The organism is Brevibacillus sp. GCM10020057 (assembly GCF_042683565.1).
Taxonomy (GTDB): domain Bacteria; phylum Bacillota; class Bacilli; order Brevibacillales; family Brevibacillaceae; genus Brevibacillus.
The window spans coordinates 129,158-154,284 of sequence record NZ_JBHUJW010000006.1 but is presented as its reverse complement, the minus strand read 5'-3'; the positions used below and the strand labels follow the sequence as shown (position 1 = coordinate 154,284).

General features: G+C 41.9%; 24 protein-coding genes and 1 pseudogene. 14 read left to right on the top strand and 11 right to left on the bottom strand.

Features of this window, described 5'->3' with window-relative positions; genetic code table 11:
* Positions 1-3: 3 nt before the first annotated feature.
* Positions 4-1,602: a recombinase family protein gene (locus ACFSO0_RS02485; RefSeq protein ID WP_376875855.1), complete on the bottom strand. Its 1,599-nt coding sequence runs from the start codon at positions 1,600-1,602 to the stop codon at positions 4-6.
* A gap of 527 nt (positions 1,603-2,129) precedes the next feature.
* On the opposite strand from ACFSO0_RS02485, the gene ACFSO0_RS02480 reads away from it, so the two are divergent.
* From ACFSO0_RS02480 to ACFSO0_RS02460, 5 genes are all read left to right on the top strand, one after another.
* The gene (locus tag ACFSO0_RS02480; RefSeq protein WP_376875852.1) at positions 2,130-2,546 is read left to right on the top strand and encodes a hypothetical protein; all 417 of its coding nucleotides are present in this window, start codon (positions 2,130-2,132) and stop codon (positions 2,544-2,546) included.
* Positions 2,528-2,812, top strand: coding sequence for a hypothetical protein (locus ACFSO0_RS02475; RefSeq protein ID WP_376875849.1), 285 nt, complete (start codon positions 2,528-2,530; stop codon positions 2,810-2,812). The genes ACFSO0_RS02480 and ACFSO0_RS02475 overlap by 19 nt, the downstream gene beginning before the upstream one ends.
* Before the next feature lie 626 nt (positions 2,813-3,438).
* A complete protein-coding gene (locus ACFSO0_RS02470) occupies positions 3,439-3,705 on the top strand; it encodes a hypothetical protein (RefSeq protein WP_376875846.1) in 267 nt (88 codons plus the stop codon).
* A 147-nt stretch (positions 3,706-3,852) separates the two neighbouring features.
* Positions 3,853-4,446, top strand: a complete 594-nt coding sequence (locus tag ACFSO0_RS02465) for a hypothetical protein (RefSeq protein ID WP_376875843.1) — start codon at positions 3,853-3,855, stop codon at positions 4,444-4,446.
* Positions 4,447-4,995: 549 nt separating this feature from the next.
* A complete protein-coding gene (locus ACFSO0_RS02460) occupies positions 4,996-6,465 on the top strand; it encodes a hypothetical protein (RefSeq protein WP_376875840.1) in 1,470 nt (489 codons plus the stop codon).
* A gap of 202 nt (positions 6,466-6,667) precedes the next feature.
* On the opposite strand, the gene ACFSO0_RS02455 is transcribed toward ACFSO0_RS02460, so the two are convergent.
* From ACFSO0_RS02455 to ACFSO0_RS02445, 3 genes are read right to left on the bottom strand one after another with little or no spacing between them, the layout of a single operon-like run.
* Positions 6,668-7,177 (bottom strand): hypothetical protein, encoded by a 510-nt coding sequence (locus ACFSO0_RS02455; RefSeq protein ID WP_376875837.1) that lies wholly within the window; start codon positions 7,175-7,177, stop codon positions 6,668-6,670.
* A 14-nt stretch (positions 7,178-7,191) separates the two neighbouring features.
* A complete protein-coding gene (locus ACFSO0_RS02450; RefSeq protein WP_376875834.1) occupies positions 7,192-8,379 on the bottom strand; it encodes an ankyrin repeat domain-containing protein in 1,188 nt (395 codons plus the stop codon).
* Positions 8,379-8,543: a hypothetical protein gene (locus ACFSO0_RS02445; RefSeq protein ID WP_376875831.1), complete on the bottom strand. Its 165-nt coding sequence runs from the start codon at positions 8,541-8,543 to the stop codon at positions 8,379-8,381. Before ACFSO0_RS02445 ends, ACFSO0_RS02450 begins: the two co-directional genes overlap by 1 nt.
* A gap of 142 nt (positions 8,544-8,685) precedes the next feature.
* Between ACFSO0_RS02445 and ACFSO0_RS02440 the strand changes: the two genes are divergently transcribed.
* Positions 8,686-9,048: a helix-turn-helix domain-containing protein gene (locus ACFSO0_RS02440; protein WP_376875828.1), complete on the top strand. Its 363-nt coding sequence runs from the start codon at positions 8,686-8,688 to the stop codon at positions 9,046-9,048.
* A gap of 31 nt (positions 9,049-9,079) precedes the next feature.
* Here ACFSO0_RS02440 and ACFSO0_RS02435 read toward each other — a convergent pair whose 3' ends face one another.
* The gene (locus ACFSO0_RS02435; RefSeq protein ID WP_327970578.1) at positions 9,080-9,364 is read right to left on the bottom strand and encodes a hypothetical protein; all 285 of its coding nucleotides are present in this window, start codon (positions 9,362-9,364) and stop codon (positions 9,080-9,082) included.
* Positions 9,365-9,626: 262 nt separating this feature from the next.
* Here ACFSO0_RS02435 and ACFSO0_RS02430 point away from each other — a divergent pair, with 262 nt between their 5' ends.
* On the top strand, positions 9,627-11,240 hold the full coding sequence (locus ACFSO0_RS02430) for a reverse transcriptase domain-containing protein (RefSeq protein ID WP_376875824.1): 1,614 nt from the start codon (positions 9,627-9,629) through the stop codon (positions 11,238-11,240).
* Positions 11,241-11,544: 304 nt separating this feature from the next.
* On the opposite strand, the gene ACFSO0_RS02425 is transcribed toward ACFSO0_RS02430, so the two are convergent.
* Positions 11,545-12,021 (bottom strand): GyrI-like domain-containing protein, encoded by a 477-nt coding sequence (locus ACFSO0_RS02425; protein ID WP_376875821.1) that lies wholly within the window; start codon positions 12,019-12,021, stop codon positions 11,545-11,547.
* 22 nt (positions 12,022-12,043) lie between these two features.
* Positions 12,044-12,523: a hypothetical protein gene (locus ACFSO0_RS02420; RefSeq protein WP_376875818.1), complete on the bottom strand. Its 480-nt coding sequence runs from the start codon at positions 12,521-12,523 to the stop codon at positions 12,044-12,046.
* A gap of 82 nt (positions 12,524-12,605) precedes the next feature.
* Between ACFSO0_RS02420 and ACFSO0_RS02415 the strand changes: the two genes are divergently transcribed.
* From ACFSO0_RS02415 to ACFSO0_RS02385, 7 genes and pseudogenes are all read left to right on the top strand, one after another.
* Positions 12,606-13,574 (top strand): helix-turn-helix transcriptional regulator, encoded by a 969-nt coding sequence (locus ACFSO0_RS02415; RefSeq protein WP_376875815.1) that lies wholly within the window; start codon positions 12,606-12,608, stop codon positions 13,572-13,574.
* Between the two features lie 170 nt (positions 13,575-13,744).
* Positions 13,745-13,925: pseudogene (locus tag ACFSO0_RS02410) on the top strand (IS1634 family transposase); the annotation flags it as partial.
* A gap of 92 nt (positions 13,926-14,017) precedes the next feature.
* Positions 14,018-15,037: a DUF3137 domain-containing protein gene (locus ACFSO0_RS02405; protein ID WP_376875809.1), complete on the top strand. Its 1,020-nt coding sequence runs from the start codon at positions 14,018-14,020 to the stop codon at positions 15,035-15,037.
* Positions 15,038-15,141: 104 nt separating this feature from the next.
* A complete protein-coding gene (locus tag ACFSO0_RS02400; RefSeq protein WP_376875806.1) occupies positions 15,142-18,354 on the top strand; it encodes a DUF3427 domain-containing protein in 3,213 nt (1,070 codons plus the stop codon).
* A 17-nt stretch (positions 18,355-18,371) separates the two neighbouring features.
* Entirely contained in the window at positions 18,372-18,779 is a 408-nt protein-coding gene (gene mutT / locus ACFSO0_RS02395; protein ID WP_376875803.1) for an 8-oxo-dGTP diphosphatase MutT, read from the top strand.
* A gap of 298 nt (positions 18,780-19,077) precedes the next feature.
* A complete protein-coding gene (locus ACFSO0_RS02390) occupies positions 19,078-21,201 on the top strand; it encodes a methyl-accepting chemotaxis protein (protein ID WP_376875800.1) in 2,124 nt (707 codons plus the stop codon).
* A gap of 99 nt (positions 21,202-21,300) precedes the next feature.
* On the top strand, positions 21,301-21,444 hold the full coding sequence (locus ACFSO0_RS02385) for an abortive infection family protein (protein ID WP_376876086.1): 144 nt from the start codon (positions 21,301-21,303) through the stop codon (positions 21,442-21,444).
* Positions 21,445-21,541: 97 nt separating this feature from the next.
* Here the strand turns inward: ACFSO0_RS02385 and ACFSO0_RS02380 are convergent, their stop codons facing one another.
* From ACFSO0_RS02380 to ACFSO0_RS02365, 4 genes are all read right to left on the bottom strand, one after another.
* Positions 21,542-22,351 carry a hypothetical protein gene (locus ACFSO0_RS02380; RefSeq protein ID WP_376875797.1) on the bottom strand — a complete coding sequence of 270 codons (810 nt, stop codon included), beginning with the start codon at positions 22,349-22,351 and terminating at the stop codon, positions 21,542-21,544.
* Positions 22,352-23,197: 846 nt separating this feature from the next.
* Positions 23,198-23,845 carry an ABC transporter ATP-binding protein gene (locus tag ACFSO0_RS02375; RefSeq protein ID WP_376875794.1) on the bottom strand — a complete coding sequence of 216 codons (648 nt, stop codon included), beginning with the start codon at positions 23,843-23,845 and terminating at the stop codon, positions 23,198-23,200.
* Positions 23,842-24,654 carry a hypothetical protein gene (locus tag ACFSO0_RS02370; RefSeq protein WP_376875791.1) on the bottom strand — a complete coding sequence of 271 codons (813 nt, stop codon included), beginning with the start codon at positions 24,652-24,654 and terminating at the stop codon, positions 23,842-23,844. Before ACFSO0_RS02370 ends, ACFSO0_RS02375 begins: the two co-directional genes overlap by 4 nt.
* A gap of 70 nt (positions 24,655-24,724) precedes the next feature.
* On the bottom strand, positions 24,725-25,093 hold the full coding sequence (locus tag ACFSO0_RS02365) for a hypothetical protein (protein ID WP_376875788.1): 369 nt from the start codon (positions 25,091-25,093) through the stop codon (positions 24,725-24,727).
* Positions 25,094-25,127: the final 34 nt, after the last annotated feature.

Here is a 25,127-nt window from a genome sequence, read left to right as displayed (position 1 = left end):
TTGTTATGAGGCTTCATGAAAGAAGTCTGTTTTAAATGGGAAATCACGGATAATGGAGTCAATCCTCCAATTAATCGTATCTATTTTTCTATCATCAGTTACTGTTATCTCCTTAATCATCGCATGCACCAACTGCTTCCGCTTCCCATGATCAGCCCGCTTAAACACATTCCGAAACTCTCTTAGCATACCCTTCAAAACCTCAAACGGTATCGGAGCGGCATCACCAGAATGTAACTGGCTCTCGATTTCCGCTTTCCGTAACTTCAACCGTTGTTCCTGTTCTTTTAGTTCTTCCAATCTTTCTTTCAATATTTCAACTTCAAGCATATCGTTTTCGTACAGCGCCATATGCTTGCCCATTTTCCGTTTAATATCTGCCAGTTCCTTGTCAAGATGCTTCAATTCCTGCTCTAGTGGGTCTTTGTCTACTTCTTGGCGTTGACCAAGTTCCTTCGCCACATCTTCAGTAATCTGAGGCTGGCTTACAATCTTTTCAATACGAGCCAAAATCTCTTCCTCGGCATAATCAGCTCTCACGCTATTTGCCCGACATACCGCAGACCCTTTATTGGCAAACTGCCCACATTGGTAATACAAGGTGTATTTGATTTCTCCATTCTTGTTTTTACGTGTAGCACGCTGAGCAACCATCCCGTGCCCACACATTGGGCAGCGCATGACACCTGTAAAGGGAAAGGAACCATGAAACACCTGTGCTGGCTTTTCTGATTTTGACTTGTACAGGGCTTGTACAGTGTTCCAGAGTTCTTCTGTGATGATCGGTTCATGCTCACCATCTGCCAGAATGGGGCTGGCATTCGTACCTTTACGTCTTTTAACTGTCCAATTCTCTTGTTTATTGAAACGGATTTTGCCTACATAAAGCGGGTTATTCAGGATGTCTTTAACTGCCACTACACTAAAAGGCTTGCCCCATTTGGTCTTGTAGCCGAGGTGATTTAGTTCATTGGCAATCGCTTTTATCCCTTTTCCACTGGCGTATTTTTCAAAGATCATCCGTACCAATGCCGCTTCTGATTCCACAATTACGAGTCGGGTCTCCTTTCGTTTACGGAATGTACTGCCTTCCACTTCAACAGACTCATACCCCAAGACTTTCCCACCGTTCCATTTACCCTGCCTTGCACGTTGTTTCATGCCCATTTTTACGTTATCGATAATTGTATTCCGCTCCAGTTCCGCAACTGACCCCATCATTTGGAGAGCAAATCTGCCCATTGGTGTCTCTGTTTCAAAGTTTTCGGTATAGCTGCGGAAGGATACACCATGTTTTTGCAGTTCGTCTACGATGGTCAACAGATCAAGTTGGTTACGTGAAATACGGTTAATCTTCCAAACAATCACTTCTTGGAATAGCCCTTGTTTAGCATCCCGCAGTAACTGCTGAAGTTGAGGGCGTTTCTGTATGGACTTACCGGATATACCTTCGTCTTTATACTCCTTGGAAACAATATATCGGTTTTGTTTAGCGTATTGTCTCAATGTGTCCAACTGAGCCTGAATGGAATAGCCCTCCTCAGCTTGCTCCTCCGTACTCACACGAGCATAAATGGCAACGGTTTTCATGGTATCGAACATTTATAACGCCTCCCCAAGATTCTGTGCATTTCCACATGTGGCAGAGCCTCAACAAAAAGGAATTTTTTCAATGCGGCAACCGCATCTCAATCCCTTTCTTCGTGAAAATGTCCTATATAAAAGAAGGCGAGAACATCAAAGTTTACTCCCTGTATCTATGACGACTGTGAAGATAACAGGCTTTTTGAGATATAGAATTCACTTTGAGCCAATTACAGAAGCGGGCGAGTTTAGAAGTAAAGTGGACAGGTTTGGGGGGAATAATGATGACGGGATTGGATGTTTTATGTGTAATGCTCGGGTTATATTGCTGGGATCAGATTCTACAGCACAGATTAAAAGAATGGGCAAGCAAACACATATCACCTAGAAATCGTGCTAGGAAACGGTTTGTTATTCGGTCATTCAAGGTAAGAGGGAGATGAATATAACGAGAAGGTTTGTATCTGTAGGCGGATTCGGTTATTATCCTGCCGATTTCATCTGCTCAGTAACCAAGCTCACTGCCGCGTTAAGGAGTGAACAAAATGGCAGGAACAAAAGTGGCACTGAACCGATCACAAAAGCTGCTCAGCCAATTGGAAAAGCAAGATCGGGAGCAGATACAGAAGCGGATAGCCCGATTAGGCTTTGTTCCAGATGAAGTGCTGACTATGTTGCCGCTGGATAAGAGAGCTACAAGGGCAAGATTGCTCGTTTTCTTGGAATACGAAGAGATCAACCAGGCATGTGCCTGTTCACATATAACAGAAATTCATTATTCCTGTGCGTTTTATCCCAGCATAATGATCGACTACCTACATTATTTGCTGGATGAGGTAGGGTTATTACCAGCAGAAGAGATAGACGTTTACAGAGATTTGATTGTGACTAAGAATCCAGATGTAACAAAAGCCTTTAGCCAGTTGGAAAGGAAGTGGAAAGCATGTCTAGCTCAGGTGTAACCGTTGAGACCAAGATACCCCTGCCGGATAATACGGCAAACTCGCTTACATCCATCATGACCATTACGGATAAAGAAGAAAGAGGGAAGCAGATCACTACGGTAGACCATATGATCTATCTGGACAAAGAAGCGGGGAAGTCGAAGGTGTCAGGACATCAAGTGGCATTACAGCAGATATTTGATAAAGTACTGCATGGGAAGAAGCTGAATCGTACCGAAACAGCGACCCTATTGAGAGCAATAGCGGCTGTAGTAGAGAAGTAACCCACCCCATAAAATCTTCTTTTACTCGGATAAGAAACTTATGTTTCCTCCAGCTACTCAATGCCAGCGGTTTCGCCCATGATGGGAACGAGTTCAAAAATTGCACAATCTATATCAAAAAAGGTAGGTTTTTCACAATGAGAAACCTGCCTTTTTCTTATGCTTGGTATTGCAATTATAAGCACCCCCCTGTTATGTGGCAGATATGCGGGAGGAGTTGTGCCGTCCATGATAAAGAGATGGTAGCCGATTTTTGCAGAAAAAATTTCTGACGATGAAACACCTTGAGGGAACCGATCAGCTAAGCAAGTCGATAGGCGAAAATCGACTGATCGGTGCCGAATTGGTTCGAGGGCTTCCGATTTTGAACAGATCGAGCAGTTGAACAGAAAGGATTCAGCCGTGTCCATATCATTAGTATATGGTTGGGATGTGATATGTAGGAGTTCCAATGAACTTATAGGGCAAATTTCAACGAAACGGGCAGGGACGATAAAACATACCAGCCAAGACAGATCGCCTATAAAGTTCCTAGGCTAAAATCGGTCTGGTCATGTGCTGAAGAGGGTGACCAGAGGCAGATTGATTTTAATGAGTAACGAAAGCAATGAAAGGATGGAATCGAAATGAGCAATATTGTACGTATCCCAGTGAAAGCAGAAGAGACCAAACCGAAGAAGCGGAATGTGTATGTCCAGTCTGCCAGTGATTTGAAGCGGCTGCTCAACAACACTATCAATGAACTAAGGAATGGTGAAATTGATAGCAAGAGTGCCAACTCAATTGGTTATCTGGCGAACATTTTGCTAAAAGTGTTCGAGACTGAGGAAGTTATCCAGAAGGTGAGAGAGATGGAGGAAAGATTTAAGTTAATAGATGGAAGGGAGCAGTAATTCTGTAATAAAAATTTGTGATTCATCCTATAAAGCGATATATAAAAAAGTAGATTGTAAGCGTTTACAATCGGGGTTGCAGCATTTTTTTAGCTTTAATATTATCAGCTATGTCAGTTGATAATCATTTCACTAGGAGGTAATAAGATGTTTTCAAGAAACAATGAAATTAAGTGGGTAATGACTAGTCTCCCAATTCTGCATTCTGTCGAGTTTAAGCAAAAAGTTATGGTTCCTTCTTTACCATTTCCAGTAAAACTAAAATACTTAGGGTTCTACGAGAGTATAAATACATTGCTATTTGAAAATGTTTTATTAAATGAATTTCCAGTTGAACACGTTTACAGTATTAAAAGTAATGTTAAATATGTTTTGGTAAATAAGGATAATATATTCATTTTGGACTATGTTCTTAAGAAAGGGTTAACAACTCCCGTTTGGATATTAGAACATAATTTCAGTACAGCGGAAAATGAGGTAAATCCATTTAAGCTAATGCATCCAGAGTACGGTTATGAGATTGAGGCATCCATTATTGACGGCATATATGTTGGCGAAGGCATACCTGAGGAAGTTGATAATTTTGAATTGGGCATATTTGACTGTGCATCATTAGAAGGATTACGTTACGGGCATAGTAATGATGATGTAAAGATTGAGAAATCTCATTCAAAAGAAGACCCTTTTCTAATATCCAAGAACATAAAAGATGCGCTAAAGGAGATCATGGAGGGATGCTGAAATGATTTTGTTGCTGATAAAGATGGACAAAGAGGATAACCTAGCTAAGAGTAAGGAGTCATTGGGGGGTCTCAGCATGTTCGGATAGCAACCTAGTCTATTACTAGGGGATGAAAAAGTAAGTAACAGTGGTAATAGAGGCACATTATCCCAAGGTTACTATCACCTCAGCGGAAAAAGGGGCGTAGCCCCTCCCCGCAGGGGTAGCAATAATTCTTTAACTTTCTTTTTCTCTCTTTTACTTTCTTTTGGGGAGAAAACTATCCCAGTTACGTATGGTAGTAGGGCAGTATTTCCTCTCAAATCCTACGGTTCGCCTCTTAAACCCGCCACTTGCTCCTCTCACTTTCTACCCTTCACCTCTTAACACCTCCACTTGGTTGAAGTGTAGCAGTTGAGAGGTGGAGACATTGAGAGCTAGGGTACTCCCAAGTTGAGTATCCAAGCAGATCAGAAAACTGGATATGCGCCATGTCTGGAACATGGCGATTCTTATTTTATATACAGGATATAACAGAAACAACACTAGCTTCAATGGGAGGTGAGTGCATGGTATCAACATCCAATAATGATCTGACAAGGAGTAGATCATTTCACTTATTTAGCGAGCGGGCATTGGACACGATGAATCTCTGCGGGAATAGAGGCAGGCTATCTCAGGGAGAGTTGGAGCCAAAGAGAGTCTACAAGGCATCGAATGGTACTAATCTTACACTTTATCGACCTTATATTGATGGAAAGTATGAAGAAATTACACAGAGCGATATGGATGTCTTACGAGTGATTACATCTGTTTATATAGAAAGAGAGAGCATCATGCACCCATTTCCTAAGCCTGATCCGATGGAATGGGTTGATGAATCAAGGCCAGGTGCAAAGAGAAAGATAATGGAGCTAGAAGAAATCTATTCGCTTGGAGAAGATGGGCATGTTGTGGTGGTTGAAATTACTCCAGAACAAATACGAAAGCGATTGGGTGGGATCAGCAATAAACGACTCCCTACCGACAAGATTACCCGTTCCCTGCAACGTCTCTCTCAGTTGAGAGTGGAAGGTATCTATAAGGTACGAGCCAATCCTAAAACATTGAATGTTTCCATTGATGGAACACTGCTATCTTTTGACGTGTGCAAGGGTAAGAATCAAAGTGTATTATACATGGTCTACTTCGCCACTCAATGGGGACGATTGTATCTCAATAATGTACAGTGGGGAAATCTCATACACATCCACGATCCTAAGTATCTAGGGCTTAGTGATGGAGAAAAAAACATTTTATTTCCAGTCTTGGCGTTCCAATTCTTTAATTGGAGTGAAGATCGGCTACTCCAGTTCCTCAATATGAAGATTGGTAAGTATCGGAAGCGAGCCATTCAATTGCTGGACAGCTACTTGTACAAGTTGGAGGAAGCGGGTTACCTAACTTGGGAGAAAACTAATGGGACATATCAAGTAACGAGACTGATTAATCCGACGAAATACTCAGTAGAGTCCTATGAGATAGAAAAATACGAGAATTCGATTGCCCGTCCAGAAAATCATACGGGACAGGTAACAGAAATTGAAGTTTCTTCGACACATTCGTTTTTACATGAAAAGTGTGACGTCGAAATGGAAGCAGGGTCAGAATCTTTGATAGAACAACACAGGCGAACAGGAGACCGACTTCGTGCTAAATCCGAGAAGACAATAGAGGATATGGTACGTATCGAAATACTAAAAACGGTAGAGAAACTGTATAGAAAATTACAAAAAACAACCGATCCAGAGTTGAACACTCGAATAAAAAGGCGTTATATAGAAGAGGAATGGCATAAACTCTCTCCATTTTATTTATGGTCAATTGACTGGTTTCACAGTAAGTTGGACGAATTCAGTAGATATGAAAAAGGAAATGAGATATCCGAATTTTTTGAGTATATATGTGCAGACGTGGAACTTCAAAAGGTTATAACTGAATGGGTAACTGAATTAGAAAGAGATTATGGAATACCATTCAATACACTCGATACAGAGTAAGAGTCAACTTATGCCCTCCCGCTTTTTTTAGATAGAAAGCATAGGGAGGGCAAACATAATGACAACGGATGAACAGGATTTATACCAGCAATTTATTAAGGTTCTGGCAGATATGCTGCTGGATGATATTAAATGTCTGGAATGAACAGCAGAGGGGACGTGCTCAGTTTATGCACATCCCCTCTCTGCTTTTTCACTTATTTCATATCCTTTGCTGGGAATCATGGGTATAGTTGATATACAATTGCTCCCCACATTTTGGGCAGTTATGATCATAAGCCTGGTTTTGATTCAAGTGCTTTTCATCTGACTCCCTTGTATTGTATGTCATCTGTTGACCACAAAAAGTGCAGGAGTAGTGAATTTTATAAAAAATAGTGAGCGAACTGAAATTTTCTAGCAAAAGGACTCCGCCAAAATAACCTACGACAAGGATTACAATGAACAGCAAGATACTGCCGGAGATAAATCCAAAGTAACTGGCGATTAGCCCAATAATTCCAGCAAAGACTTTTGAATTCAAGTTGGGCTTAATTGCATGAGTTTTATCCAGATATATAGTTCGTTTATTGAGTTCATCACGATAGATTTTTTCTCGATCTTCTTTTGAAAGGGTTGCTAACTTATCCTGTATAAGTTGTTGAGCCTTCATTTGTTCTTTTTCCAGCTCTTCCTTAAATACAATGGCTCTTTCCTCGGGAGTAAGGTTCAATATGCTCACCTCCATTATTCCGTGATAGATGGGTGATTAAAAAACTGTAGTAACGCTCCTTCTGGGGTGTAGGTGCCGTCTAGCTGTTTGTGAGGACGCTTCACATAGATCAGAGCATTATAATCATAACCAGGGATGACAATGGGATTTGTTTGATCAGGCAGTTTAACCTCAAATGTAGTTTTTTGTCTAAGCCCTCGGTTAATGACAAGATACTTATTATCGTTTTCTTTAAACTCAACAACGATTTTAGGCATGGTAAAATCGATTCCACTTTTCGCTAAGTCATCGGCACACTTCTGGAAGTATACTTGTATGAATTCACTAATAAAGTGGTAGGCAGCAATCTTTACGAAGATTTTTCCTTTCATTTTAGTTAGGTCTAGGTCGTTAGGGCGTGGAGAGTAGAAATATGTAAAATAAGCAGTGTTTGTTTTAGCATCAAAGGACAATTGTCCGTCGGCAAGATCCGGTCTGTCCTCAGTGAAGGAATGAGACATATATTCTTTTATTTGTTTGGTTCTACGGTAGATCAGGTCAAGATGTGCTTTCTGGACAATTGGGAAATGGTTCTGAAAAATATGCTCGTAGCTACTGTCTACACCGTTTAGTAATAGTTTTACACCGCCAACATTGTTACCATTATTGGTATCTAAGCTTGAATTTTTAGGCTGTTTAGATTGTAAAAGTGATACGATCTCAGGAAAAGGTTCTGCCGCTTGTATTGCAGTGGAACCATCTCGGTACTTTCCATTTGGGTCAGCACCTGCTTCAAGTAACATTTTGACCAATTCTGTGTTTCCGTTGTATGCAGCCCAATATAGAACAGAGTCACCTTGTGAGGATGTAGCATTTGGATTTGACTTATATTCCAACAATATTTTTGCAATGTTATTAAAAGCGAATTTATTTCGGTCAGTACTGCCAAATGCTGTAGTAAGCAAAAGCGGCTCACCCGAATCATCTTTTGTATTAGGATTCGCTCCTTGTTTTAGCAAAGATTCTACGGTTGCAGGATCGTTTGCCTCAACTGCCTTTACAAGCTGCTTATCTAGCTCAGGGTTTGGAGTGGGAGCGGGAGTACTTGTTTGAGTGACTTGGGTAGTTGATTGTTGCGTAGGGGGTGTGGATTGTGCCTGTCCACACCCAGTTACAACTACTGAAGCAACGATAATCCCACTAATAAGCTGTCCGTACCTCATTATTTGTCTCCATTCTCACTGGATTCGTTTTCAAGAAGGTTACCAAAACGGGTACTGTCTACTTCAAAACCCCTAGCCAGCCACTCAGGTAAGAATTTTTCGGTACATTCGACTCTTGCTCCGTTTTCTTTATTTACCATGACATAGATTTTTGTGTTTTCCATGTTCACTCATCCCTTCAAATTGGAAAAAGTAGTACAAAACTAATATACAGTACTCATTAGTACAATTAAAGTATTTGGTTTTGACTTTCCGTTACTGTTGCAGGTTTTCCCGCTTCTCTAGTCTGATAGAGAGGTGGTTGCGGTGTCGGCATTTCTAAAGTCAGTTGGTGAACGGATTCGTTCAATACGAAAAGCGCAAGACTTAACACAGGAAGCCCTTGCTGAAAAAGCTGGCCTCCATTACTCCTATATTGGCGGTGTGGAGCGGGGAGATCGGAATATCTCGCTTGAAACACTGGAAAAGATAATTGATGCACTGGGAGTATTGCCGGTTGAAATCTTCCAGTTTGATTATGCTGATACTGAGCATGAGCAAATAGATAAAAAGCAGGTAATTGATGCTTTGAATTCCTTACTGGTAGGTCGAAATGTAAAAGAAGTAAAGTTGGTTCATCGGCTTGCAAAAGACATACTTGCGACAATTGATGAACAGAAAAACATATAAATTATGGAAGCAACACGATTAGCCCCATTCCTCAAGCAGAGGATGGGGCATTGCTATTATTGATGTGCTTCAGCCTATGAGCGAGGGTGTTCTTCTCCAGTTTCACATGAAGAAGCTGGAGTTGGGCTTGTTGGTTCTTGTGGTGAATGTCGGTCAGTACGTCTTTGAGCGTTTCAAGGTGCAGATTGCTGGCATTCGTGTAGGCGTAAGTGAGCGTGGATTCGATCATCTGGTTGTAGGTTTCAATTTGTGCTACCAGGTGATCTTCTTCGTCAATAAGATGCTCGTAGCGTTCGGAAGCTTTTTGGTTGTTCATTTCAATTCATCCCCTTTTTGCTGATGAAGCGGGGAAATCCCGCTTTTTTGGCATTTTTTCAGCAGGGGAGCAGGGAATTCAACCTTTAGAATTCAGAAAAACGTGTAGATATGGAAAATGTACAAAATACATGTTAAATTTTGAATGGTACCTATTACCTATACTTTTAAGTACCTATACTTTTAAGGCAAGTATATTTTTATTCTCCGTCGGTAAAAAATTAATTCTTTTCCCAATTATAAAAATATTAGGATGGTAGAAAGTGAAAAGACAGACTAAGCTAACATTACGGAATTTAATATCGAATGGGTATTTTCCAGCTGAGCTTATTCCTCCATTTAATACCAAGGATTTTGGAAAACATGTAAATAGTATAGTATCATCAACAGTCGGAATGAATATACAGATAAACGGCGACAAAATTTTAAGTAGTAAGTGCTGTATCCATTCAATACCAAGAATATTACATCATCGTAGAAGTTTAGGCATACCGAATCCTTTTCATCAGTTAAAACTTGCACAAACTATAGTCGATAATTGGAAGGATATAAAAAAACATGTATACAAATCTAAATATTCATTAACTTTACCCGTAGTAAAGAGTGGCTCACCAAGAGCAATAAGTCGATCACATGATTTCCGTGATATTCCATCCATAATTCCGATGTTGTCTACTAACTCTAGATACGTTTTGCGAACTGACATTTCTCGATATTACCCTACAATTTACACACATTCTATTCCCTGGGCTTGTCATGGAAAGGCTTTTGCTAAAATAAAGTCTAATAGAGGACATAATTATTATGGTAATGCCTTAGACACTCATGTGAGAAATACTCAGGATCAACAAACTATAGGTATTCCTATAGGTCCTGATTCATCACTCATTATTTCAGAGTTAATTGGTTCGACTATGGATATGGAAATATATACTGAAATCGGAGCTAAGGGTATCCGTTATATCGATGATTATTATTTCTTTTTTAATACAACCTCAGAGGCAGAAGAGGCCTTAACAAAGTTACATAAAATCGCAAAAAAATACGAACTTGAATTAAATCCGGAGAAGACATCGATTTATTCATTACCTGATTCATTAGAACATAAATGGACTTCAGAAATTAGAGGATATGAGTTTCACAAATCATTAAAAAGACAAAAAACCGATCTGGTTACATTTTTCTCTAAAGCATTTGAATATAGCAAGAGTTACCCTAACGAATATGTACTGAAATATTCATTGTCAAGGATAAAAAATGAATTGATTGATAAAAATAATTGGGATTTATATGAATCATTAATCTTAAACTCAATAATTGCTGAACCAAGTGTTTTACCTACAGCAACAGAAATATTCTTGGCGTATTACAATTTGGGATATAACCTTAATCTGAAAAAAATAGGGGAGACTATTAACAATATTATTGGTCACCATTCGAAACTAGGGCATGGCTACGAGGTATCTTGGGGTCTTTGGCTTGCTAAAACACTTGGCATAAAAATAAGCAAAGCTTCAGCCAAGGAATTATCTCAAGTTGAGGATTCAATTGTAGCAATAACGGCTTTAGATTTAAGGAATACTGGTTTGATAACTAGTGGATTAGATTTAAGTGAGTGGATGAACTACTTAACACATGAAAATCTTTATCAAGATAAATGGTTATTTGCCTACGAAGCCTGTAAAAAAGGGTGGGTAACTCCTAGTAATAATTACATTTCTATAGACCCTTTTTTCTCAATTCTTGAAGCAAAAAATATAGAATTCTATAATCCCATGTTACAAGTCGTCGCTGCCTCACCAGAAAACGATAGTAATACTCATGTAGTAAATACTGTAGAACAGGGTTTCCGATACGTTATTGCAGGCGGCTATTAGGTATTTATTTCGTTGAAATTATTTATGGTGATAAACCATTATAAAAACAGCAAAAGCGGTTTTTATTTTCGTTGCAGATTTTCAAAACTCGGTGAACCGCACCAATAGTGATAAAGCAGCGAATCAGAAAGTTAAAGCGAAAATACTGAATTTGCAGTTCGGGTCAAGCCTGGCCACTTATACTTGAACAACTCGACAAGCGCATGATGGCGAATAACGAAGATGCCTTACGCAAAGAATGGCCATCTCACGAAAAGATGGCCCAACATTCCTGTTTAGTGCTTAACGTAAAAACTCCGAATCCTTATTTCCTAACCACAGGCACCCAAAATTCCCCGTAAAAAGTACCGTCACCGTTATCTTTGCGAAAAGTTGCATTTGGACCGCCGATGTATGCATAATCCGTGATTCGGGGCAAAACTTCACTGAAAGCATGGTAAGTCAGCTGATCAAACAAAGCTTCTTTCTCCCCGTTTCCTGCGACCACGACGTATTCGCTTTCTGGAAACTCGATGATGCGCGTTGCGTCAGCCACTGATTTCCTGGCTTCAACCGCGAAATAATTCCACGGTTTTCCTTGATAAACCTCGTTGACTGACCATTCACGATCATCTTTGGCGGCTGCTTTGAGCTTGTCAAAACGTCCATCAGCCTTGAGTCTGCACCAAAATTCGGCTTTTTCTTTTTGCAAAGCCGACATGTCCTGGAAGTTCGACTGGATGGGGAAACCATAAGCGGTCAATGTGAATGATTTTTTGTGTTCGATCGTGTAATCTGCCATGTGAGCGCTCCTTTATCCGAGATTAGTCCCCGACTTTTTTTACACGAAGCCACATTTCGCCGTAATACTTGCCATTTTCAGCTGGCTTGACGAAGGTGGAGTTGCCCGGCCCCACGTATTTGTAGTCTGTAATTTGTTGCAGCATACCGCCGAAAACTTTTCCGGTGATTTCATCGGCGAGACTGTCTTTGTCAGCGCCTGTGCCAGGGACGACGAGATAATCGCCGGCAAGGAAATCGAGGACGACTGTGCCCTCCAGTTTGAACTCACCCATCACTCCGAAGCCCCGCCAAGGCTTGCCGTGGACGCTGTAGTTGATTTGATATACTTGTCCGTCGGCGAGCGCGAGAAGTTCAGCAAGCTTGCCGTTTTCCGTAATTTCTGCTTTTAATGCTGCAGTTTTGGCCGCGTTGCCAGCCCAATCGTTGAAGTCTTCAAATGTAACACCGAAAGCCGTCATTTTGAAGTTTTCCGGGATGGTTTGGATGGAGTATTGAGTCATTTTGTTCGCTCCTTTGAGGTTTTATTTTACAAGATTGATTCTATTGGTCAAATGTATCAAAAAGTGATACTATTTATATACCATGAAGAAAACGGAACGAATTAACCTAATCATGCGCTACATCAATAATCGTGCGCATTTTACGATTGCCGAGATTCAGCGGGAGTTCAAGATTTCCCGCGCGACGGCGATTCGCGACATTAATGAGATTCAGGCAATGGGGTTTCCACTGACGACTGAAGTTGGGCGCGGCGGCGGCTACCATGTTTTGCAAAACCAGTATTTGCCCGCCGTTCGTTTCACGCCGGATGAGCTGAAAGCGATATTTATCAGCTTTATTGCTTCTAAAAATTCCCAGTTACCTTATCTGCATAATCGCCGCTCGATCACTGAAAAACTGATTGGCATCGCGTCCCAAACCCAGCAAGACGAGCTGATCGAGCTGAATCGCATCCTGCTTTTTGAAAATACGAACCCTGCCAATCCAAACCTTCTGGAGCTGGATGATGCCGCGCCTCCGGAACTGAACCAACTCATTTCGCTTGCTGTTCGGGATCGGCACTTGCGCTTGACTTATGAACTGAGTCCCGGCTGGCCGCAGTTGATGGACGTCTTTTTGCTGCACATTTTCAACTCGAATGCTCAGTGGCTTGCCGAGGTTTATGATTTTGATACGGATGAGTTTCGGTACTTGCCTGTGGAGATGCTGCGGGATTCAGCCATTTCCGAGCAGAAGATGCCATGTTCTGAGCAAGAGATTATGAATAAAAAACGGCTTCGTACACGGGAGTCCAATCTTGTTGTGAAGCTGGATGCGACCGGGATTCGGCGTTTTAAGCGCATGCACCCGCCGGGGATTATTTTGTCCCTTACCGGGATGTTCCAGTCAAGCGGGATTTTTCATGTTCAATTGGATGTGTCCGATGCTGAGGCGCTCGAGTACTACGCGGATTGGCTTTTGTTTCTGGGGAAAGGGGTCGAGTTTGAGCGGATTCCTGATGAACTGCGCAGGATATTGGAAGAGCGTTTTGCCAAATTAACATTTCCTTGAACTTCATCCAGGTCCGGCAACGAACAGGCTCCAAAGGGGAAGTGTCTGTATGGCTTCATTGAACGGGTGTCATTACATTTCGCCGTTGGAGTGTTTCGGTGATTCGCTTAAGGCGCCTGCTGCAAAGCCTCAGCCCTTTGCCGTGAAGCTGTTGAAGCTTCGGGTACTCGGCGGACCGGGAATACCGCATACCGGTGGAACGCGCCATTATTGCGATGGTGGCCAATCGTGTGCTCGATCCCGGGCAGCAAGCTGGCAGTTGAAGACCAGGTGGATCGAGAAGTCGTCATTCCACAACTGTTATCCCTCGATGGACAGCATGGCTACCGGGAGATGGACTTCCTGCTGGAGGAGGCCTAGATGAGCATTGTAAATTCATGAAAACGTTATGCCGAAAATTTAGATTTTCAGCTATGATCAAAGAAAAGAGAGGGGGTAGTTGTTTGCTTCCAACTTATCACGATGTGAAACATGCGATCTCTCCGTCTTTCGATCAGCTTGAGGAATTGCGGAGACGATTGGTAGCTTCGAGAAGGACGCTGCGATTCATTTTATTCAGTATCCTGGCATTGAATATCATCTGCTACTTATATGCACCTGCCTTCGTTCTGCCTGCCTTTGCAGGATTGATCATCATGATCATCGTATATTGGGTACGGAAGAAGAAGGCTGCAACGCAATTTCGAGCGGTGTATAAGAATCAGATCGTTGCTCCACTGACTCAGAAGATGGTGGAGCTCTGCAGACTACCTAACCATCATGAACAATATTCATATGTGTGCGAGTATCATCCAACAGGTCGTGTGGGGGATGATCTCATCCATCGCTCCCATCTGTTCCCTTACAAAATTTCTTCCATACAGGGTGAAGATTTATTCATTGGCAAGTTAGGCTTAACGAACTTTCAATTTTCGGAGCTAAAGATTTTTCAGGAGCAAGATGGCACAGATGATGGTATGACACAAGAGTTGATCATGTTTCAAGGCGTCTTGTTTGTTGCAGATTTTCACAAGGATTTTGAAGGGCTTACCGTGTTGACTGGGAATATGTCATCGACGAATAGCCGTGTGGGGAAGTTCATGACGCAATTAAGCAAGAAGCTGCTTGAACGCAGGATCGACGCTGCTACTCAGACCATCAAACTGGAGAATGAAGCTTTTAATAAAGCGTTCCAGGTACGCGTATCACACGAAGGAGAAACGCGATACATTCTCTCATCCAGTATGATGGAGCGTCTGCTTGAATTTAAGAATAGTGGAAAAGGGAGATACGCTCCAATCAATATTTCTTCTGTTGATTCTTGTATGTTCGTATCCATCTGGAATCATAAGGATCAGTTTGAAGGGAATATCAATCAAGAAATAAACAACGAGGCTGTTGAAAAGCTATATCAGGAGTTGTGCTTTTACTTTGGATTAATCGAAGACTTTGATCTGAATTCAAGAACATGGAGTAAGGCATGATGGATATGCTCCGCAACCAGGCAGCGACGTATTGAGAAGCCCGTCGAATTGCCGTCAAAATATGGTAGACTAAGAGGTAATCCCAGCCCAAAGGAGCACCTCTTATGTCGTTTCTAGAAGGTTTTTTTGAAGAGCTTTATCGAAAGAACAAAGAATACCCTAAAAATAGCCGTGTAACCCCAATCCACCCAAGGAATTACGCGAATGCATTAACACAACTAATGGCTCGGCGAATCGGGAATGTACTTCATGAACTAGCAAGTGACGAAAAGTATATTGAAATGTTCAACCTTATTCAAGAGCTCGATCAAAAAATAGACGTCCATTCTCATATAGACCTACACTCGCCCTTATCAACTGTGCACTATCGATATGACGAAAGAATACTTCCAAACATCTACCCAGAACTATTTTTCACTAATCCTATGTTGATTACCAATCAAGGGCAGGGTACTCATAACTTTTTCAAAATACTAAAAACAGAATTACAGACAGCAGACCAAGCAGATTTTATAGTCAGCTTTATCCGCTGGTCTGGACTACAACTTTTATTACGTCCCTTCGATGAACTTCTTAAGAATGGCAAGAAAGTTCGCATTCTTACTTCTAGCTACATGTCTATTACAGAGCCAAAAGCTTTACGAAGGCTCATGGAAATGAAGCACGTTGAGGTGCGGATGTTCCAATCGGGGGATACATCTTTCCATACGAAAGCATACCTATTCTCGAGGCTATCGGGCTTACATACAGCGATCATCGGTTCCTCCAATCTTTCAAAAGCAGCAATCAGCTCCGGATATGAATGGAATGTAAAATTGCCAGATGCTCATCATACTCTCATCTACCAACATGCAAGGCAGTTATTTGAAGACTTATGGAACGATTCACGAGCTGTTGGGTTGACGGAAGCTTTTATCCATCAGTATGAGGACTCTTACCAGGCATATCGTGCATCCAACAACTCCTCAACGTATCCATTTTCTTATCAATTTGGAAAACAAATAAAATATCCCATAATAGCAGCCGAATCAAAAATTCTCTACATGGATCATCAGAAAACCAAGTTAAGACCAAATCCGATGCAGGAAAAGGCATTAACAGCGCTTCGGGAAACAAGAGAGAACGGAAACACAAAAGGAATCGTTATCGCTGCTACCGGCACGGGGAAAACGTATCTTTCCGCCTTTGATGTACAACAAGTGCAAGCAAGAACCCTTCTATTCTTAGCGCACCGAGACGAACTGCTAGAGAATGCAAAGAAAACGTTTGCTAATGTATTTGGTGCAGATGACTTTATGGGGAAAGTTACGGGAACCACGAAGGAGTGGGATAAACCTTTTCTGTTCAGCACGGTACAGTCTTTACATCGGGAGGAAATCCTCAACAAATTCAATCCCACTTATTTTGACTATGTCATCGTAGACGAGTTTCATCATGCTGAAGCAGATACTTACAAAAAGATCATCGAGTATTTCAAACCAAAATTTCTTTTGGGACTGACGGCTACTCCGGAACGGATGGACGGCAAAGATGTATTAGCGCTGTGTGATCATAACGTCGTGTATGAGATTCGCCTTCATCAGGCTTTGGAAGAGAATCTGTTAGCACCATTTCATTATTTTGGACTAGCAGATAATACCGTTGACTATGAAAAAGTAGAGATAAAGAATGGGCAGTTTATTGAGGAATCGTTAGTTCGTGCCCTAAAGACGCATGAGCGAGTTGACTATGTTTTAGAAATGATTAGGAAGTTTGGTCACGACGGCGAAAAACGCAGAGCACTAGGGTTCTGCGTCTCTATTGAACATGCCCGGTTTATGGCTGAGGAATTTTGTCAAAGGGGATACCAGGCCATTTATCTTACAGGTGAGGATGCACCAGCTTATCGGAAAGAAATGGTTCAGCGCTTAGAAAGTGAGCGTGATCCACTTGAATTTATTTTCACAGTCAACATTTTTAATGAGGGTATCGATATCCCTTCTTTGAATCTGGTTCTCTTTTTAAGACCAACAGAATCACCAACGATTTTTATCCAGCAGTTGGGACGAGGATTACGAAAATGGGAAGGAAAGGAATATGTCACCGTTCTGGACTTTATCGGAAATTACCAAAAGTCGTTTATCATCCCGCTTGCGTTGGCAGGTCAAACAAACCATCGGGCTTTTGATCGGGATGCTCTACGTGTAGCCATCCAAACGGAATTTGCTAATCTTCCAGACGGCTGCTTTGTCGATCTCGAGGAAATTACCCGTCAACAGATATTAGAAAAAATACAAAGTATTCGTATGGATCAAAATCAAATGCTAGCCAATCTTTATTCTGAGTTCAAAAAGGAATTGGGGCGATCACCTGAAATTGAGGATTTCCTTTATTCAGCTGTGGCTCCCGGATTACATTTTTTTATTCAGAAATATGGATCTTGGGTGGAAACCAAGAAGAAGATGGATGATGGTAATGAGTGGGATAAAACTCTACTTACTCTCCCTTTAGAACTGGAGATTATTCAACGTCTCGAGCAGATGTATCCTGTGAAATGGCCGTATGAATTAGCCATCCTCTCTTTGGCGACACGATATGATCGAGTGAATGTGTCACAAGTGGCATCGTTCCTCGGTGAGAAATTTGGAATAACGGTAGATGAATGCAAGCACAATGGATATATTCTCCGTTCGATGCAAAAACTATCAGAGCCCTATAAAAAACAGAGGTGGTCATTCGGATCAGTTAAAGATGATACCTTTGCTGTGGATGAGCTCATCAAAAGCACTTGGGCGCAGCAGCATTTCAGCGAATACGTTCAAAAACGATTGGAATATGGATTAACTGAGTTCCGTAGAACGTTCAACGTCCATTCCTACTTCCAATCCCATCAGCAGGTACAGCTGTATCAGAACTACACGAGAAATGAGCTCATGTATCTTTTCCAATCCCCAGCCAAGGAAGGTTCTTGGCGAGAGGGGATTAGCAAGGTGGACAATCACTATCTTTATTTTGTTACCTTAAATAAAGGTGATGATACAGCGGAACATCTCAATTACCATGATTACTTTATAGATCAGAATCATTTTCACTGGCAAAGTGCGAATCAAACCTCCCATTCTTCTGAAAGAGGCAAAGATTATATTCATCACAAGGAGAGAGGTATTCACATTCATTTGTTTGTTCGGAAGTTTGAGAGTATGTATGGCAAAACATTACCCTTTATGTACGTAGGTGAATTAGAATATATTAGTAGCCATGGTGATAACCCAATGAACATCACATGGAGGCTGAAACAACAACTTCCATACGATATCTTCCTTGATTTTGTCCGCTAAATGGAAAGGAGTCAATCATGAAAAAAGTTGACGTAGTAGGTGCTGTTATTACAAACGAAGAAGGGAAAATACTCTGTGCACTTCGATCGCAACAAATGTCTTTGCCAGGCATGTGGGAATTTCCTGGGGGCAAAATTGAGCAGGGGGAAACACCGGAAGAGACGCTTGTTCGCGAGATTCAAGAAGAACTCGGATGTACGATTCAGGTAGGAGAATTTATTACGGATGATGTTTACGAATACCCAACAGTAGCGGTTCGATTAATAACCTATTTCGCTAAAGTGGTCTCAGGCACTCCGGTTGCAAAAGAACATGAAAAGCTGGAGTGGGTTGACTATGAAGGTTTGATGAAGTTGGAATGGGCTCCAGCTGATTTACCAACGATCAAAAAGCTAATGAAGGAGTCATTTGAAAATACAAAATAACTAATGTCATGTCAAACTCTTATGTGATCATCCTAGAACATTGCCTTTTTGGAAGAGTCGGCGGGGCCATCAATTCTTGTATAAGAAAGGACTTACTCGTTGAATTGGAAATAAGGGTATGATAGGATTTCAATTAACAATAATTTTCTATACATACGAAAATTCCCCCTCTCTTCCCAATAACGATTGGTTTCGTTTATTGAAAATGTAGAGCGCTAACCATTCAGGTGGCGCTCTTATTTTGTTTTCTAAGCCTTTGGAAATAAAACATGAAATACATACAGAAGGTGAGGAGCGTATGTTGAACAAAATGCTAAGTCCGTTTACTTCAATCATTTCGCGCTTAAAGTATGGACAAAAGTTTATGTTGATCAGTGTGTTATTTATGATTCCAGTTGCGATCCTTCTATATATTTGGGTCTCGACACAGCAAGATGAAATAAATTTTATCAAAAGTGAACAAGTTGGTGTGGAACAGGTCAGTGAATTGATGCCTTTCATGTTACAAGTACAACAGCATCGTGGGCTTGTAAATGGTTATTTGAATGGAAATAAAGAGGCAAAGGTTCAGATTGAGGCAAAACAACAAGAAATTGCAGAGTTGATTGAACAAATGGAAGCGAAACTTCGGGAGAAAAACCCCCCTCAATTTTACAAGAAATGGGTTTCCGTGAAGAAAGAATGGGATGTTATACATAGTTCTTATGAAAGCTTAACGGCATCGGATAGTTTCGAGCGACATTCTAATCTGGTGAATCAGATAGAAGAGCTAATCGTTAGCGTTGCGGATGAGTCCGATTTATCGCTTGACAGTGATATTAACTCCTATTACACGATGAAACTGATTGTAGAGGAATTGCCTGCTTTGATAGAAGGCTCCGCAGTTATCCGCGGGCGCGGCAATGGGGTTCTTGCATCGGGAACACTGACGGATGAGGTCAAAATGCAGTTGCGTCTGGAATCATCCAGGAGTCGGGAAGCTCTAGTCAATCTAAAAAAGGCGATTGCCAAAATTGCGGAAAACAACAGCTCTATGAATAGGGAACTGCCTAAGAAAGGAGAGCAAGCCGCACAAAAAATTGAAAACTACCTTAGCTTGCTTGATCAGGAAATCTTAAACAAGCAAAGAATGAGCATGAATCCCGATACTTTTTTTGCTGAGGGAACGGCTGCGATCGCAACAGCAGCCGAGGTATTCCAGCTTGCCACAGTCGAATTAGATCACACGCTTCAGGAGCGTATCCATGATTCTGCTGCTGCGCGTAATACAACATTGTTGATAACGGCTGTAGTTTTGATATTAGTAGCCGTATTTTATGCGGCATTCTATAGAAGTGTTATGGACACAGTAAGTGCCTTAAAGCAACGAGCGGAAGCCATGGCAAAGGGCGACTTCTCTCAGGATATCGTATTACATACCAGGGATGAGCTGCAACTTGTAGGGATCGCCTTTAATGAGATGCAAAAATCGATGAATCGCGTGCTAAGCAACAGTCAACAGATTGCAGCAATCACATCTGAATCCTCCCGGCAGCTCACTGAAATTTCACGAGAATCTACAATGGCTATGCAGCAAGTGGCTGGTTCTGTACAGGGAGTGTCGGAAGGGACAATTACACAAAAGAGAACGACAGCTGAAGCAGCAACCGCAATGAATGAGATGTCGAAAGGCGTTTTGCGAATTGCTGAAGCGGCATCAGAGGTTGCTATGGTTGCCATGCGCGCGAATGAACAAGCGCAGCTTGGGAATCAGCAGTTGGAAGAAACCGTGAATCAAATGGCAAGCATCAAGAAAACGCAGGTTGAGTCTGCCCGGATTGTAGCCAAGCTCGATGAGCATTCGGCGCATATTGGCCAAATCATTCAGGCAATTATGGATGTTGCGAAACAAACAAAGCTGCTTGCCATGAATGCGAATATCGAAGCTGAGCGTGCAGGAGAGTATGGTCGTGGATTTGCTGTAGTTGCGCAAGAGGTAGGAAAACTTGCGGAAGAAACATCAAGATCCGGGAAGTCCATTTCGGACCTGCTAACGGTTATTCGCTCCCTTGTTGTCGATACGGTATCCGCTATGGATTCCATGCAATCCGAGATGAATGTGGGGATGGAATCGATTGAACGCACGAAGGCAGCAATTCATCGCATTCTTAATGATATCAGGCTGGTAAGTGAACAGATTCAGGAAGTATCTGCAACTTCTGAAGAAATGTCAGCTGAAATGGAGGAAGTAACAGCCTCCATTGCAGAAATATCCGATATTTCCCATAAGACATCGGATGAAGCGGAGACTATGGCTGCAGCTGCAGAAGAACAGCTTGCTTCCATGGAACAAATCCAATGTTCTACCGAGGCGCTAAAAGATATGTCCCAGCAATTGCAAGATGACCTGAGCAAATTTACATTGCGAGAGATGACGGTCTGACAGGTTATCATAGGAATTATAGGGTGGACTACCACATTCAGTTGTATGGATAGCAGAATATCTTATCCGTTGTTGGACTTGATCCACGGGCTTTAGCCCATCGCGGCGCATGGAAGAAGTTATAATGCGTACCCGCCCACAACAAGGCATGCACAACTTGCTGTAAATCTTGCTATTTCTATGGCGGACTTCTTATACTCATCATGGGAAGAGAAGCGCACAAATACTTATACTACCGCATAATTTGCAAAGGAGCTGCGCTTGTACAGCTCCTTTGGCATTTTCGCCGATAGACCCGTTAATCTGAACCATACCATAAGAATTTTTTCGTGCCGATCTGTTAATTAGTTCGGAACGCAAACGCGGCGGATCGGGTAAATATCAACCCCATAACTAAACAGAGCAGAGTAATGCTGGCATTCAGTGATAATGCATAAACTACACGGTCGTATCTGAAATCGTAAGAAAATAAATCAAGGAACGAAGGGTACATCATAGGAGCAAGCTCGCGGGGAATAAGCCTGTTAACATACAGCACCCCCGAGACAAATAAAAATAGGGTAAACAAAAGATACGCACTTCCGGTTCTTTTACATAGCAAGGCAGCAATCAGAGCTACAGCCCCTAAAGCGACCAATCCGGTCAGAAAGACGAAAAGAGCCATGAGGTCAATTCTGCCGGTAATTGATGGAACATGAAGTCGGGCGATTGCTCCTACAGAGTTGATCTTATAAATGAAGGGAAAGGAAAACAAGATGGAGCCGACCAGTACATGAATCACGATATACCATAATCCGTACACAACGGAAAGGAGCGCGCACGAAACAAATTTCCCTACCCACCATTTACTGCGGGATTGCAGCCGCACCAATATGTACTGATCGTATTCGTTGAGCTGAACGATCATCCGATAGATAAAAAGCAAAAGAGGTAACGTAGCGAGCGTCCAACTGATTACCTCCAGTATTTTGCTGTGGAAGAACAATCCGCCGATGGATTTTATCAATAAAAGAGAGAGATCGACGGATGGGACGTCCACAGACCTAACAGAAATGCCGTGGAGGACGGAGAGCAAAACAAATAACAACGTGATGAAAGATACGAATGCCATTGGTTGTGAGAACAGATTGATTTTCAGGTTCGTTTTCAATTTTCGTCACCAACCTGCCTAAAGGTTCATTTTTCTTATTCGGATGAAGCCAAAAATCAAGCTTATGATATACCAGCATGACAAGTATCCGTAAGACCACATAAAGGAGGGAGCCAAAAGCTGGTTTGCCGAAAAAAGTTTGGTTGGAAGCCTGGGAAGCAGAAACATATGTGTAGTCAGCATCCATTTATATGCAAATCCGATGCTATGGTATCTTGCAAAGGTAAAATAGGACAGCATACACAATATTGCACCGATGACTAAAGAAAGTGAGTGATGATGGGTGTATAGACTAAGGATCGAGAGTAAGGTGCTTACTGTTGTTAGTGCAATAACAAATGTAGGAAAAATGGAGCTGTTGAAAGCAATGAGAGGCGTTGTGGAAAAAAATACAGAACTCTCCCCGATTGCGTATGACGTCTCAAGCCCCGCAAAGATTCCTATGAGCAGTGGCAAGATCATTGCCATTATCGTGTATAGTACCGCCATAGTGAAAATAGTGAAAAGTTTGGAGCTGAACCAGTTCATACGGGTAGTGGCCCGCACACTAAGATAGTGCATATATTGGTTCGTTATATCAAGCCTTACGACATCAGTCGTCATAATGAAAAATAGCATGGGCAAGATCATCATACTTTGAGTTGGGCTAGTTAAAAATGAGAAGGTAAATTCCCAAGTAGAATGATGTACCCCTATTTGCGTTTTTAAGTAGAACAGCGAATCTATGCAAAGTAGGCCTGTCCCTAGAATCCATCGCCAAAAGTGGCGAGAAATCAGTTGGGACAGTTCAAAAGTCAGCATGCGCTTCACCTCTAGGCAGAAAAAAATAGAGCTGGTGTTGTTCTTTCAACGTTTTTGTTTTAACGTGCGGTTTTCTAAGCTGAATACACGGTCACAGTATTCTTCGATCTCGTCCTTATGGTGAGAAACAATGAGGATCGCTGTCCCTCGTTGGATCTGCTCTTGCATAACGGTCGAAAAAATGTTGACTCCTTGCTCATCAAGTCCATTTGTTGGTTCGTCAAAAAGCAAAACGTCCGGATTCTCCATAATGGCTTGAGCGATCGCGAGACGTTGCTTCATCCCCAGAGAATAGGTGTGGACTGTTTTTTTGCTGGAAGGATCGAGCCCCATTTTTCTCATTGTGGAAATAACCGTGTCCTGGCTGATCTTTCCGCGAATGCCGGCGAGCAAGGTGAGGTTCTTCAAACCGGAGTACTGGGGGAGAAAAGAAGGCGTTTCAATCACAGCCCCGACAGAGGTCGGCAGGACACCTAGTAGGCCGGGGTATATTTTATTGCCGCCAACGTAAACATGGCCTTGGTCAGGATAAACCAATCCGGTTGCCAATCGTAGCAATGTTGTTTTACCAGATCCATTCGTACCAACAATTCCAACTACTTCCCCGGCATGAACAGAGAGGTTAATATCCTCCAAGATTGTTTTTTTGCCCAATTTTTTAAAAACATGATGAAATTCAAGGGGCTGCTTCATTTTCCATTACCTCGCTTTATACTCCAGGTGAACGTCAGATAGGTAGCTAAAAATAATAAGGCTATCATCGACAAAAATATAAGGGGAATCTCCAGGGTAGATTGCTGATAGATCAGGCCCCCGCTTAGGTATAAGCCTAACAAGTCCAACGGTGCGTAGTCAGACAGCTCTATGTTGTAGAAAATCATTTGCAGAACAAAGAGCAAAATCCAAGGGGCCACTAGTACAACGTATATATTCTTTGTGAAGGCAGCAAAGAAGTTGCATAACATTGCTAGCGCTATTCCATATAGAACAGCATTGCTCGTGATAAGAAAAATAAACAGATACGGATAGTTGAGAAAAATATACTCGGCGTAGACAGGCGTGCTTCCCTCTATAGCTTGAACCGTTTCAGTGGAAGGGAAGGCAAGCATGGCACCTATGAACATAATGAACTCAACAATATATACAAACAGGGCGACCATGATCGCGGCGGAGAGCAGCTTGGCAAAGATGTACTTTCTATAGGAAGCTCGAGTCAAGATATAGCGATCAAATCCCGAGCGTTTATCGCGCACCAGTGAGTCCCCGGCTAATAATGAAATAATCAGGGGGTAGACGCCTGCTAAAATGGATTCAGCCCCCATGCCTTGCGCGTAACTGAATGCGACAAAATAATTGTCATGGTACGGATCAATTTCCAAGCCAAAGGGACGAAATGCAATATAACCTTGAATAAAACAAGTGACCATTAACAATAACGCTACCCAAAGCTGCCAACGGTTTAGAAGACGGCTAAGCTCTAACTTGATTAGAGAACCCAGCAAATTAAACACCACCTTCGTGAAAACGTGTGTAAAGAGGAGAGCATAGCGAGCCCTCCTCTGCCGTGCCAAATTATGGCCAGAAAGTGTAGTCCACTCTCACAGGATCTGTATTGAAGAGGCTGGTTTCGAGCATTAACTGGATTTCCTGATTTTTCGTTGCAGAGCTTTTGATACTTGTTTTTGAGGTGCCAAGTCTGGTTTCGCTTGAAAGGTTATCATCAGTAGCATAATCTACTACGGTGCCGTATATTTTGCTGGTGGGTGTTACTGATTGGACAGAGCCGTATTGGGTATTACCGGTAGCAGGAGCGGAAGGAGACAAATAGTTACCACCATTAGATGGTACGTGAACTCCCTTTTCAGAGATTGCCGCAAATGCGGTTCCTGCTACAGCGAAAATAGAAAGCCCCAGCAAAGATGAAAGGATTTTCTTTTTCATAAATTGCAACTCTCCTTTTAACTTAGATTTAATT